Origin of the sequence: Candidatus Aeolococcus gillhamiae, from assembly GCF_016464765.1 — a bacterium.
Classification (GTDB): domain Bacteria; phylum Chloroflexota; class Dormibacteria; order Aeolococcales; family Aeolococcaceae; genus Aeolococcus; species Aeolococcus gillhamiae.
On record NZ_JAEKNS010000092.1, the window covers coordinates 1 to 12,798 of the forward strand.

Annotated in this window: 10 protein-coding genes, 1 rRNA gene and 1 other RNA gene; all 12 read left to right on the plus strand. The window is 69.4% G+C overall.

All coding sequences use genetic code 11. The features are described from left to right. The coding region (locus JF886_RS08780; RefSeq protein ID WP_337311583.1) for a complex I subunit 4 family protein at positions 1-1,122 on the plus strand (1,122 nt) is incomplete at its 5' end. Continuing rightward, complete coding sequence (locus JF886_RS08785) at positions 1,119-2,621, plus strand: proton-conducting transporter transmembrane domain-containing protein (RefSeq protein WP_337311585.1); 1,503 nt, start codon at positions 1,119-1,121, stop codon at positions 2,619-2,621. The genes JF886_RS08780 and JF886_RS08785, both read left to right, overlap by 4 nt. Further along, the gene (locus JF886_RS08790) at positions 2,621-3,181 is read left to right on the plus strand and encodes a TlpA family protein disulfide reductase (protein ID WP_337311587.1); all 561 of its coding nucleotides are present in this window, start codon (positions 2,621-2,623) and stop codon (positions 3,179-3,181) included. Before JF886_RS08785 ends, JF886_RS08790 begins: the two co-directional genes overlap by 1 nt. After that, positions 3,174-4,058: a lysophospholipid acyltransferase family protein gene (locus JF886_RS08795; RefSeq protein WP_337311589.1), complete on the plus strand. Its 885-nt coding sequence runs from the start codon at positions 3,174-3,176 to the stop codon at positions 4,056-4,058. The genes JF886_RS08790 and JF886_RS08795 overlap by 8 nt, the downstream gene beginning before the upstream one ends. Before the next feature lie 54 nt (positions 4,059-4,112). After that, positions 4,113-4,733, plus strand: coding sequence for a glycerol-3-phosphate acyltransferase (locus JF886_RS08800; RefSeq protein ID WP_337311591.1), 621 nt, complete (start codon positions 4,113-4,115; stop codon positions 4,731-4,733). Positions 4,734-4,801: 68 nt separating this feature from the next. Continuing rightward, positions 4,802-5,458: a hypothetical protein gene (locus JF886_RS08805; RefSeq protein ID WP_337311593.1), complete on the plus strand. Its 657-nt coding sequence runs from the start codon at positions 4,802-4,804 to the stop codon at positions 5,456-5,458. Positions 5,459-5,481: 23 nt separating this feature from the next. Continuing rightward, positions 5,482-7,890: an ATP-binding protein gene (locus JF886_RS08810; RefSeq protein ID WP_337311595.1), complete on the plus strand. Its 2,409-nt coding sequence runs from the start codon at positions 5,482-5,484 to the stop codon at positions 7,888-7,890. A 6-nt stretch (positions 7,891-7,896) separates the two neighbouring features. After that, positions 7,897-8,161: signal recognition particle sRNA large type (ffs, locus tag JF886_RS08815), an RNA gene on the plus strand. A 195-nt stretch (positions 8,162-8,356) separates the two neighbouring features. After that, positions 8,357-10,123 carry a DNA polymerase III subunit gamma/tau gene (gene dnaX, locus JF886_RS08820; protein ID WP_337311597.1) on the plus strand — a complete coding sequence of 589 codons (1,767 nt, stop codon included), beginning with the start codon at positions 8,357-8,359 and terminating at the stop codon, positions 10,121-10,123. 27 nt (positions 10,124-10,150) lie between these two features. Beyond that, positions 10,151-10,456 (plus strand): YbaB/EbfC family nucleoid-associated protein, encoded by a 306-nt coding sequence (locus JF886_RS08825; protein ID WP_502711416.1) that lies wholly within the window; start codon positions 10,151-10,153, stop codon positions 10,454-10,456. A 4-nt stretch (positions 10,457-10,460) separates the two neighbouring features. Continuing rightward, positions 10,461-11,060 carry a recombination mediator RecR gene (gene recR, locus JF886_RS08830; RefSeq protein ID WP_337311599.1) on the plus strand — a complete coding sequence of 200 codons (600 nt, stop codon included), beginning with the start codon at positions 10,461-10,463 and terminating at the stop codon, positions 11,058-11,060. Positions 11,061-11,387: 327 nt separating this feature from the next. Beyond that, positions 11,388-12,798, plus strand: a 16S ribosomal RNA gene (locus tag JF886_RS08835); the annotation flags it as partial.

Consider the following 12,798-nt stretch of genomic DNA (forward strand, 5'->3'; position numbering starts at 1 on the left):
CTGCTGGAGACAGCGATCAACGGTGCTCTCTGTGCCAGCGACCTGGTCCTGTTCGTGATGTTCTTCGCCATGCAGGCGGCGCCGCTCTACCTGCTGATCAGGTGTTTCGGAGGAGAAGGTCGCGAGCGCGCGGCGACGCGCGCCGGCGTGGCCGTGCTTATCAGCGCGGCGCTTCTGCTCACCGGCTTCCTCCTGGTGGTGGTGCACAGCAGCGCGCACAGCTCCGACCTGACCGACCTCGCCAACGCCGGAGCTCTCACCGGTCCGGTGGCGGCAGCGGGATTCTGGCTCGTGTTCACCGCATTTGCGATCGGCTTCGTCATTGTGCCGGTGCACACCTGGGTGATCGACGCCACGGCCACCGCCAGCTCCGGTGTTGCCGCCGTGGTCGCGGGCGTGCTCGTGCGCCTCTCCGGGTACGGGATGATCCGGTTTGCCCTCGGATTGTTCCCGGCGCAGGCCCAGCGCTTCGGCAGCGCGCTGCTGGTGCTCGCCGTGCTCAGCGCGCTGTGGGGCGTTTTGCTGACGCTGGCGCAGACCACGCTGCGGCGCATGGCCGCCGCCGTCAGCATCGGCCAGATGTCGCTGGTGCTCCTCGCGGTGGCCGCGCCGAACAGCATCTCGCTCGACGGCGCCGTCCTGCAGCTGGTCGCCGGGGGGTTGAGCAGCGCGCTGCTGCTGCTGCTCTGCGGGGCCATCGAGGGGCGCACGCGCAACGCGCCGTTGGCTCGGCTCGGTGGCCTGGCGGCACAGGCGCCTCGGCTCGGCGGGTTCTGGGTCTTTGCCTGCCTCGCCGCGGTGGGGGCGCCGCTGCTCGCCGGCTTCAGCGCGGAGCTGATGCTGTTCAGCGGGGTGTTCTCGGTTCACCCCTACGCCACCGTGTTCGTGATGGCGAGCACTGCGGTCAGCACCGCCGCTCTGATCTGGTCCGCGCAACGAGTATTCCTGGGACCGGCGCGTGAGGAGTTCGCGCGCGTCCGCGACACGACGGCTCTCGAGCTCGCCTATCTGTGGCCCCTCGTCCTTTTCCTGGTGGCGTTCGGACTCCTCGCCGGCCGCGTGGTGCCGGTCATCGGCGCCGGTCTCGTCCGGATCGCCGCGTCTCTCGGTGGCCCCCAGTGATCAGCAATTTTGGTCTCGGTGTGCTGCTCGGGATCCTGCCCGCGGCCATGCTCGGCTTCGGTGCCCTGGTGTGCGCCGCGGTGGCCGCCGCACGACCACGCAGGCGAGCGTCGCTGTTCCGGTCGATCACCCTGCTCGCAGCGGTCGGTGCCTTCACCGCCTCGATGATCGAGCTGCTGGGCTTGCGTCCCAGCCCCGCGGGCGTCGGCCTGGTGGCCTACAGCGGGGGACTGATGGTCGATCGCTTCCACGTCTTCGGGTCGGTGCTCGTGCTCCTGGTCCTGGTGCTGACCGTGCTCGGGTCGGAGGCCTACACGCGCCGCGCACCGGCGCGGGCGGGCGCGTTCTGCGCACTTCTCCAGGTGAGCGCCGGCGCGGCGGTGATGCTCCTGGCGCAGCGCGAGATGGTCGCTTTCGTCGTCGCCTTTGCGGTTCTCCTTGTGGCGCTGACGCTTCTGACAGCCATGACCAAAACGTCCGGACAGACCGCAGAGGCAGCGTTCCGTCAGCTTCTCGCCGGTGGCGTGGCGATGGCCACCACCGTGTACGGGATGACGCTCCTCTACGCCGCCGCCGGCACCACCGATCTGGCTCGGCTGGCGACCGGCGCGCGCGTCACTGGCGCTCCGATCGACGGCCCCCTCGAGGTGGTGGGCATCGCCCTGGTGGTGATCGGGCTGTTGGTGATGGTCGGCGCGCCTCCGCTGCAAGCGTGGACCAGGCATGTCCAGGAGGCCACTCCCGGGGCCATCGCGGGATTCAGCTCGGCCGTGGGTGCCGTCGTGGGCACCGCTCTGCTGGCGCGCTTCGCCGTCGAGGGCTTCGGTCCCGGGAGCACCCGCTGGACCATCCTCGTCGACTTCCTGGCCGCGGCCGCCATGCTCTCCGGAGGAGCCCTTGCCCTGCGTGCCACGACCATCCGCCGGCTGATCGCCGACCTGTCCGTGGCGCAGGCGGGCTTCCTACTGCTGGCGCTCGCCTCGACCGGTCGCGGCATCGCCGGGCCGACGGCCGGCGGCAGCACCGCCCTTCTCTTCTCGCTGCTCGGTGCAGCCGCCGCACTGCTGGCGGCGCTCCTCCTTGCCGGCGTCTTCGACGCGGCCGGCCTCGGCACAGGCATCGACGCCTACCGCGGTGCGGGACGGCGCGCGCCCACCACGGCCGTCTTCCTTGCACTTGCGCTTCTCGGGCTTGCCGGGCTTCCGCCGCTGGCGGGATTCTTCGGCCGCGTTCTCGCTGCCGAGGCGGCGCTCGACGCCGGTCGGGGCTGGGCCGTGGTCATCGCGGCGATGGCGCTGGTGCTCTGCGGCGTCGCGGTGGTGCGCTGGCTGGCCGTGATGTACGCGGACGACAACGGCGAAGCCCCTTTCGCGGTGACGACGACGCCGCGGGTTGCCCGCATCGCCGCGATCTCCACCGCGGCGCTCGGACTTCTCTTCGCAGCCTTCGCCGGTCCACTGATCTCACTGGCCGGCGCCGGCGCCAGCGCTCTGCACTGATGCCCGATCGCCCGGCACCGCCGACCGGCTACCTCGGGATCACCCGGCGGCCGACGCGGCGCGAGTGGCGTCGAACGCTCATCTTCTTCGCGGTGGGCATGGTTGGGCTGGTGCTGGTGGTGACGTTCATCCGCCCCCAGGCGCACCTTCTGCCACTCGGCTCAGCCGCGCCGGCAATCAGCCTCGACGCCGTAGGTGGTGCGCACGTCACCGTTGCCTCCGCGGCCGCGGGCAAGCCCTACGTCGTCGAGTTCTTCGAGGCGGGGTGCGCACACTGCCAGCAGGTCGCAGCGCAGCTGTGCGGCCTCAGCGCGCAGGTGTTCGCCGTCGACGCGGCGAAGGACTCCGCCCAGACGGTGGCGTCGTACCACAAGCAGTACGCGCCCCACTGCGGCTATCCGCTTCTCCTCGACCCCAATCTCACCGCTGGCGCCGCCTACAGGGTCAACGCGGTGCCCACGGTGTATCTGGTCAAGAACGGCAAGATCGTTTACGCGGGCGCCGGCCTCGACGGGGTCAGCGGGCTCGCAGCCGCGGTGCAGAAGGCGGGCGGTGCCTGACACGAGCACGGTGACCACCACGGCACCGAGATGGATGGAGGTGGCGTTCGAGGCGACGGCGCGCGGACTGCGCGCGATCGGCCGCAGGCGTTACGCGATCGCCGACGCCGCCGGGATGATCACGTACCTGCTCCAGCCACCACGCAAGCGACGACTCTGCGCGCACCTGCACAGCCGTGCCGCCGGCGGCCTGCCCGCAGCGGAGGCTCGGCGGCGCGCGCGCGCCAGCTACCGCAACTACTCGCGCATGATCATCGACACCATCTGGATCCACGCCATCGGGCTCGACGAGATGTTCGAGTACGGCCACATCGTCGGCGTGGAGAACCTGCACAAGACCCGCGACGCCGGTCGCGGTGGCATCCTTGTCCTCGCCCATTTCGGGAGCTGGGACATCGCGGCCAGCATGGCGCTCGCCGCCGGCCATCCCGTGACCACGGTGATGGCGCCGGTCGGGACACCGTCCATCACCGCGCTGCTGGCGTGGTCGCGAAAGGTCAAGCAGATGGAGCTGTTCGCCCCGGAGGCGGCGGCGCGCGGGCTGATCAGGGCGCTGCGCCAAGGGCGATGGGTGGCCATCCTCACCGACATCCCCGAGGGCGGGCCGACGACTGAGGTGCGCTTCTGCAACGGACCGGTCCAGTTCAGCACGGGCCCGGCATCCCTTGCCCGTCTCACCGGGTCGCCGCTGGTCCCGATCAGCTGCTGGAGGTCGGACGCCGGCTACCACGTCCACGTCCGTGAGCCGTTCCACGCCAACAGGGACGACGACGAGCAGGTGATCACCCAGCGGATCGCGACCGTCCTGGAGCCGGACCTGCTCCGGGTGCCCGAGCAGTGGTACCCGTTCAACCCCATCTACACCGACGAGGCGTGAGGGTCCGCGGAGGGTGGCCAACACCCGGACGAGCCGCCGTACACTCGCTCGCGCATGAGCGGGCTGGTCAGTGACGTCGGCGCCGCCGCCGCGGGGTACGCGATCGGGTCCATCCCGTTCGGTTTGCTGCTCGGCCGCGCCACGCGGGGCCTCGACGTCCGCGAGACGGGCAGCGGGAGCATGGGCTCAACGAACGTGCTCCGCGTCGCTGGGCCGGCCGCCGCCGGGGCGACCTTCACGCTCGACGTCGGCAAGGGAACCGCCGCCGTGCTTTGCGCGCGCGCTCTCGGGGCCCACCCTGCCGGGGAGGTCGGCGCCGGTCTGGCGGCGATGGTGGGCCACTCCTGGCCGGTCTTCGCCGGCTTTCGTGGGGGTAAGAGCGTCGCCACCGCGTTCGGTGGGCTGTTGGCGATCTCGCCCGAGGCATCGGCGTGGGCTGTCGCCGGGGGGCTCAGCGCCCTGGTGGGCACCCGGATCGTGTCGGTTGGCTCGATGGTTGCAGCCGCGTCCGCCACCATCGGCGCGGGGGTGTCGGCAGCTCGGGGGGGGAGGCGCACGCCGCTTGTCTTCGCGGGGCTCGCCAGCGCGCTGATCGCCATCCGCCACACCGACAACCTGCGCCGGCTCGCCCGTGGTGTTGAGCCGCGAGTCAGCCTGCCGCGCCGCGGGCGCTGACGCGGTTGTCGTCCGTCCGTAACGACACGACGAGGATCGGTCGGAGACCAGCCGCGTATGATCGCCCCATGCGCCGGCCTCGCCCGCACCCACTCACAGGCTCGGTTCGACGGTTGCTGGCCGCAGCCGTCCTGGGTGGGCTGGCAGCGGCGGTTGCGGCGACGGCCTCCGGGCCAGCCTCGGCCGCGGACCTCAACGTGACCCTGAACCTGGGCTCGAACAACCTCAGCGGACTGCCGTCTCTGCCGTCTCTGCCACCGCTTCCGGGGCTGCCCACCGCCACGCCGACGCCGCCCTCGACGTCTCCCGGCCTGAACAGCAGAGGCTCGGTCCCGCCGCTCTGTCCGCCGACGACGACGTGCCCGAGCACCCCGAACAACGGCACCACGGGCACCACCACCGGCACCACGAAGACCCCCGGCAACACGGGGTCGGCGTCGCGCAGCGCCCCCACCTCCAGCTCGTCGTTCGTGACCGCGTCAGGGGTGGGTGTGGGCGGCGGCGCTGCCACGTCCTCGGCGGGTACCACCCTCGGCTCGCCGGAGGCCGCCGGCCTGTCGATGACGGGGCCACCGCCGGTGGCCGAGCTGACGCCGCTGGCGGGGATCTCCTTCGGTCGGGCGCCCTACCTCTGGCCTCTGTTCCTGCTTCTCGACCTCATCGCCGCCGGCGCCGTCGTGGTGCTGGTGCGCAGGACCTGGTCAGCGACGTCCGGCGCCGACTGACCCGCGTCGTCGAGGCAGGCGGGGTGGTCAAGTCTCTGCGCCGGTCATTCGCCACGAAGCTGATCGTGGCGGGTTGCCTGTTGGCGCTCATCGTGGTGGGCGGGGTCGCCAGCTACCTCATCTACAGCCGCGCGCAGCAGACGCGTGCCGCCGCCCAGAGCAATGCCGACAACCGCGTCGGGGTGATGGCCGAGGTCCTCAATCGGTTCACCGGCGTGCAGTCGCTCAGCGCCGCCACCGGGCTCGCCTCTCAGCGGGTGCTCGGCAGCGCGCTCGCGGCCCGGCACCCGTCGTCCGCGGTGCAGGCGGTCTTCGCGGCGAGCACGCCCGTGGACCTCGACGGCGAAGTACTCCTGCTCAGCGACGCGAGCGGCAATGTTATCTACAACCGCACCTCCCCGAGCCTGGGCAGCTCGGTGCCCGCCATGGCGGCACCGCCGGCGGTGCAGACGGCGCTCAGCCATGGGCAGTGCGCGCGCGGGGGGCAGAGTCCGGTGCCCGGCGGGTGCGGTGTGGAGCTGGTCAGCGGGCAGATCCCAGCGTACGTTGTCGCGCTGCCGGTGGCCCACAGCGGCCGCGTCGTCGGCGTGGTGGCGTACGTGGCGCCGCTGACGTTCCAGCTGAGCCGGTTCCAGGCTCTCTTCAACTTCCCGACGGCGTTCATCCCCGCCTCCCGCACCGACGTCGAGCTCCGCCCGACGATGGGCGGGAGCGCCCCCACCGACCCCGGTCTGCGCACGGCGCTGGGGCAGCCCGGTGGGACGTATCGCGCGATCTACGACGCTCCCGTGGGTGCCGGCACGACCGAGGCGGTGGCGGGGAGCTTCGTTCCTGTGTACGGATCCGCCGGCAAGCTGACCGGGTACATCGGGGTCGAGGTGCCACTGTCGCAGTTCGTCGGCGATGAGCGCACCGACATCCTGGTGCTCGCCCTCATCTCCATCTTCCTGGTGTTGGTGGTGGCATTCACCGTGATCGTCTTCGTGGAACGGTTCGTCAAGCGACCGATCGCGCGTCTCGAGGGTGGCGTCGCGCGCATCGCCGGTGGCGACTACACGACGGGCATCCCGGTGCGTTCACAGGACGAGCTGGGCAGGCTGGCGACCAACGTCAACACGATGCGCGACGCGATCGCCGGCTACGTGCGCCAGATCGAGGACGCGCGTGGGCGACTCGACCACGCGCTCGAGCAGGTGAGCGGTGTGTCGCGTGCCCTCACCACGACAACCGCAGGGGTTCCCACCCTGCAGCAGGCGGTGGTGCGCACCGCGGCGTCGATCGGCGGCGGCCCGAGGTCGGCGGTGCTGGCGGTACGCCAGGGAGACACCGACACTCTCGAGGCCGTTGCCACCGACGGCGACCCTCCGCCGCTGTCCGACTGGCCGGGGTTGGCCGAGGTGCTGGCCGGCCAGACGCTGCGGCTCGACAGCGCCAAGCACGGATCGCTGGTCGCTGTGCCGATGTTCTACCAGGATCGGGTGGTGGGAACGCTGGTCATCGTGACGGCCGCGAAGGGCGGCGTCACGGTCGACGACTCGGACGTCGACGTGCTCGCGGTGCTCGCCAACAACGCCGCGATCGCGATGGAGAACGCGCGGTTGTTCGAGCAGGAGCGCGACACGGTGCGCCGGCTCCTCGAGCTCGACTCGCTCAAGACAGATTTCCTGGCCACGGTGCAGCACGAGCTGCGCACCCCGCTCACCGCCATCTTGGGTCTCGCCGACCTGCTCGAGATGTGCTGGGGCATGTGGGCGGAAGGTCCGAAGCTGGAGGCGGTGCGTGACATCCAGGTGGCCGCCAAGAACCTCTACGACATCGTCGAGACGATCATCGACTACGCGGTGATGGAGGACGAGAACCTCGAGCTCACCCCCGCCGAGGTGCCGCTGCGCGAGACGATCGTGAACACGCTCGGGCTGGTGGGTGAGCGGTATCGGGGTGGTCTTCCGGTCCCCGTCGACATCGAGGGTGACGAGGCGGTCACCGCCTTTGCGGACCCCGAGCGGCTGGTCCAGGTGCTCCGCGCCGTCCTCGACAACGCCGTGAAGTTCAGCGATGGTCGCGGCCGGGTGACCGTCAGCTTCGCCCCCGACGAGGTCGCGCGCGAGGTGCGCATCGAGGTCGCCGACCAGGGGATCGGCATCCCCGCCGATGACCTGCAGCGCGTCTTCGACCGTTTCTTCCAGGTGGACAACAGCCCCACTCGCAAGTACGGGGGAACCGGCATGGGCCTGGCCCTGGTGAAGCGGATGGTGTCAGCCCACGGCGCACGCGTGGACGTGGAGAGCACCCTCGGCGAGGGCACGCGGGTCATCCTCAGCTGGCCGGCGTCGCCGGAGGCGGCTGCGGGCGAGGCGCGCGCGGTGGCCGATGACCGTCCCAAACCGGCACCCCGGAAGCGCTCTGAGCCGCCCGCCGTGCCGGTACAATGAGCGCGGTCGCGCTAGATGGGGCGTTAGCGGTGCCCTGTACCCGCAATCCGCTATAGCGGGGTCGAATTCCCCACCGAGGGGGCGTGGCGTTGGGTCTGCTCCGAGCGCATTGGCGTTGACGATCGGGTCCTACGCAGCCCGGGTCTGTGAACTCCGTCAGGTCCGGAAGGAAGCAGCGGTAAACGGTCCCCCGGGGGTGCCGTAGCCAACCTGGTCCGAGCTGAACGATCGGGTGAGCGCCGGCGTCGCGCCAACGACGTGGGGTGCGCGACTGCCCCCAGCGCGGCAATGCCGCGCTGGGGGTCGTAGTGACTTACAGGGGCGGGCAGATCCCGCCCCTCTCGCGGTCGGAGTGAATCCGACCGCGAACACCCCTGCCCTCGGCGCACCTCGTGCGCCGCTGTCGCCTCCGCGACGGACACGGCGCGACTCCCGGGCGTCCTCTCGCCCCGCTACTCTCAGTACCGTGGCCACCGCCCTGTATCGACGGTACCGATCCGCGCGATTTGCCGACCTGGTTGGGCAGGACGTCATCGCCACCACGCTGCGCAACGAGGTGCGTGCCGGCTCCCTGGCGCATGCGTACCTCTTCACTGGGATCCGTGGCACCGGCAAGACGTCGACGGCGCGCATCCTGGCGCGCGCGGTCAACTGCCTGGCGCCGCAGGACGGGGAGCCGTGCAATGAGTGCAGCGCCTGTCACGAGATCCTCGACGGCAGCTCTGTCGACGTGCTCGAGATCGACGCCGCCAGCAACCGCGGAATCGACGAGATGCGCGATCTTCGCGACAAGGTCAAGTACCTGCCCGCATCCCTGCGTCGCAAGGTGTACATCATCGACGAGGCGCACATGCTCACCTCCGAGGCGTGGAACGCGTTTCTCAAGACCCTCGAGGAACCGCCGGCGCACGTGCTCTTCGTCCTCGCCACCACCGAGCCGCACAAGGTGCCGGAGACAGTCAGGTCGCGCGTGCAGCGCTTCGACTTCCGCCGTGTGTCGTCCGCGGACACCACCGCGCACCTGGCGCGCATTCTCGACGCCGAGAACACCGCGGCCGACCCGCAAGCCCTGGCACTGCTGGCCCGCGCCGGCCAGGGCAGCCTGCGTGATGCGCTGTCGATGCTCGACCAGGCGCTCGCCGGGGGTGAGCGACCGCTGTCAGCGGACAATGTGCGCCGCGCCCTGGGTCTGGCCGACCCGGCCACGCTCCATGGCCTGCTCGAATCTCTTGCCGGCGGCGACGGTGCCGGCGCGCTGCGGGCCGTGGCCGCCGCATTCGAAGCCGGCGCCGACCCGCGGCAGCTCCTCCGCGAGACGGCACGGCTGGCGCGCGCTGCGGAGTTCGCGGCTTTGGGACATGGTGCCGGCGCGGATGTCAGCGAGGAGGAGGGCGGCCTCGCCGCCACGCTCGCGCGCGTGGCACCGTCCGGTTTCTGGCTGCGTGCCCTCGAGCTGCTGCAGGCCACCGAGCTCGAGCTTCGCCAGCCCGTCGACGCGCGCCTTCAGGTGGAGTTCTGCGTGATGCGCCTGGTGCGCGAGACGACGCTCGGGCAGGCCCAGCTTGCCGCCCTCGAAGATCGTGTGGCCCGCCTCGAAGGTGAGAATGCGCCGCCGAAAAGGGAGCGGCCGGGCCCCACGGTCCAGCCCCGAGCCTCGGCCTCGATCGCTCCCGCGGTCGCCGCACCCCCCCAACCACCCGCATCGGCCGTCCCGCCCCCGCGTTCCGTGAGCCCTCCTTCCGACGCTCCGGCCGCCGGGGCAGAGGCGGACAAGGCGGTCGCGCCGGACACCGAGCAGGTGCGCGCCGAGCCACCGGCGCCGGCAACACCAGACGGCTCCTTCGCGTCCGTTGAGTCATGGCAGGAGAACTGGGTCAGCCTGCTCGAGGCGGTGAACCGGCGCGACCGGGCGCTGGCTGGCGTCCTGCGAGACTGCCGGCCCGTCGCCGCCGGCGATGAGTCTCTGACAGTCGGCGCGCCCTACAGGTTTCACCTCGAACGCCTGCGTGAGCCGGCGCGCCGGCTTGCGCTCACCGAGGCCGCCGGCGAGGTGGCGGGCTCGCCGCGGACGGTCGACACCACCTACGTCGGGCAGGATGAGGCCCCGGCTCGCCGCCCCGGAACCACGGGCGAGACCACACAGGCCGTCCTCGATGCGTTCGCTGGCAGCCGGGTCACGTCGACGCGGCTCCGCGACGACGCCGACCGCCCCCCGAACGGCGGCGCTGCGTAGACTGCCCACAAACTCGAGGAGGCCCCGGTGAACAGCAACATGATGAAGCAGCTGCAGCAGATGCAGACACGCATGGCCAAGCTGCAGGCGGAACTCGGCGAGATGACCGTCACCGGCACCGCCGGGGGCGGGGCCGTGACCGTCACCGCCAATGCGGAGCAGAAGATCCTCTCTGTGAGCATCGAGCCAGAGGCGCTTGAGGAGGGGGCTGAGCTCCTCTCGGACATGGTCCTCGCCGCCGCCAACGACGCCCTCGACAAGGCGCGCGAGGCCGCCGCTCAGCACATGGGTCAGCTGACCGCCGGTCTGGGCCTTCCACCGGGCCTCATCTGACGCGATGGGCCTCATCCCGGCTGCGGTGGAGCGGCTCGCCGCGGAGTTCGGTCGCCTGCCCGGCATCGGTCCCAAGACCGCGCAGCGTCTGACCTTCCACTCGATGGCGGCGACGCCGGAGAGCACCGAGCGCCTCGCCGCGGCGCTGCATGACCTCCACGACGGGGTGCGACCCTGCACTCGCTGCTTCTTCATCGCCGAAGGCGACCTCTGCGCGATCTGCGCCAACCCCAGCCGTGACCAGACGGTGATGTGCGTGGTGGAGGAACCGCTCGACGTCCTTGCGGTGGAACGCAGCGGAGAGTTCGGCGGCGTGTACCACGTGCTCGGCGGCGCGCTGTCCCCGATCGACGGGGTGGGGCCGGACCAGCTCACCATCGACGCGCTCGAGCGCCGCCTCGAGGGGGGAGAGGTGCGCGAGGTGGTGATTGCCACCGACCCTGACGTGGAAGGAGAGGCGACCGCCCACTATCTCGGCGATCGCCTGGCGCCACGAGGGATCCCAGTCTCCCGCCTGGCCCATGGCCTGCCTGCCGGCGCGGACCTGCAGTACGCGGACGAGGTGACCGTGGCACGTGCCTTCGCCGGTCGCCGTGCCCTCTGAACAACGCGGAAGATCCGGCTGCACAACCGTCGCGCCGATGTATGGTGTGACACGCGCCGGAAGGGGTGGATAACCGCGACAGACCGTGCCCGGCCAACTTGACGCCGAGCCCGCCCGCGAGTATGATCCCCCTCTTGCCCGGTCGGCCGTTGCTGCCCGGGAAGTGCTGCGTTTTCCCCTACGTTGGGATTCGCGCGCGTCGAGAACCTTGACAATTGAAGAGTGGAGACGACTTTCCGCAAAGGGCCTAGGGCTCACGGTTCGCCGTGGGTTGGTGAGGTACCTCGTCTGAATTCGTCGTAGGCTGGGTTCGCCCGGCCAGACGTTTTTTCGGAGAGTTTGATCCTGGCTCAGGATTAACGCTGGCGGCGTGCATGAAACATGCAAGTCGAGCGCGGTACGTGGCTTCGGTCACGTATCTAGCGGCGCACGGGTGAGTAACACGTGAGCAACCTACCTTCGAGTTCGGGATAGCCCTGGGAAACCAGGATTAATACCGGATGTGGTCACAACGGGACATCCCGATGTGAAAAAAGGCGCAAGCCGCTCGATGACGGGCTCGCGGCCTATTAGCTTGTTGGTGGGGTAACGGCCTACCAAGGCGACGATGGGTAGCTGGTCTGAGAGGACGATCAGCCACACTGGGACTGAGACACGGCCCAGACTCCTACGGGAGGCAGCAGTTAGGAATTTTCCGCAATGGGCGAAAGCCTGACGGAGCAACGCCGCGTGTGTGATGAAGGCCTTCGGGTTGTAAAGCACTGTCGGAGGGGAAGAATGAATGACGGTACCCTCCAAGAAAGCCCCGGCTAACTACGTGCCAGCAGCCGCGGTAATACGTAGGGGGCGAGCGTTATCCGGATTTACTGGGCGTAAAGCGCGTTAAGGCGGTCGGCAAAGTTGGTTGTGAAATTTCAGGGCTCAACCCTGAAACTGCGTCCAATACTGGTCGACTTGAGTGTGAGAGAGGAAGGTGGAATTCCCGGTGTAGTAGTGAAATGCGTAGATATCGGGAGGAACACCAGTGGCGAAGGCGGCCTTCTGGCTCACAACTGACGCTGTAGCGCGAAAGCGTGGGGAGCGAACGGGATTAGATACCCCGGTAGTCCACGCTGTAAACGATGTGCACTAGGTGTTGGGCGTATTGACGCGCTCAGTGCCGCAGCTAACGCATTAAGTGCACCGCCTGGGGAGTACGGCCGCAAGGTTAAAACTCAAAGGAATTGACGGGGGCCCGCACAAGCAGCGGAGCATGTGGTTTAATTCGATGCAACGCGAAGAACCTTACCCAGGCTTGACATGTACCTGTAAACCGTGGAAACACGGTCCCCGCAAGGCAGGTGCACAGGTGGTGCATGGCTGTCGTCAGCTCGTGCCGTGAGGTGTTGGGTTAAGTCCCGCAACGAGCGCAACCCCTGTGATTAGTTGAATTTTTCTAATCAGACTGCTGGGAGAAACCCAGAGGAAGGTGGGGATGACGTCAAGTCATCATGCCCTTTATGCCTGGGGCTACACACATGCTACAATGCCCAGTACAACGGGCTGCAACACCGCGAGGTGAAGCCAATCCCTTAAAGCTGGGCTCAGTTCGGATTGCAGGCTGCAACTCGCCTGCATGAAGTCGGAGTTGCTAGTAACCGCAGGTCAGCACACTGCGGTGAATATGTTCCCGGGCCTTGTACACACCGCCCGTCACACCACCCGAGTCTGGTGCACCCGAAGTCGCTGGCCGAACCCG

What these genes read in the sequence shown, in the direction of transcription:
- recR (WP_337311599.1), top strand. Translation starts at nt 10,461, where the DNA reads ATGGGCCTCATCCCGGCTGCGGTGGAGCGGCTCGCCGCGGAGTTCGGT.
- JF886_RS08805 (WP_337311593.1), top strand. Translation starts at nt 4,802, where the DNA reads ATGCGCCGGCCTCGCCCGCACCCACTCACAGGCTCGGTTCGACGGTTG.
- JF886_RS08800 (WP_337311591.1), top strand. Translation starts at nt 4,113, where the DNA reads ATGAGCGGGCTGGTCAGTGACGTCGGCGCCGCCGCCGCGGGGTACGCG.
- JF886_RS08790 (WP_337311587.1), top strand. Translation starts at nt 2,621, where the DNA reads ATGCCCGATCGCCCGGCACCGCCGACCGGCTACCTCGGGATCACCCGG.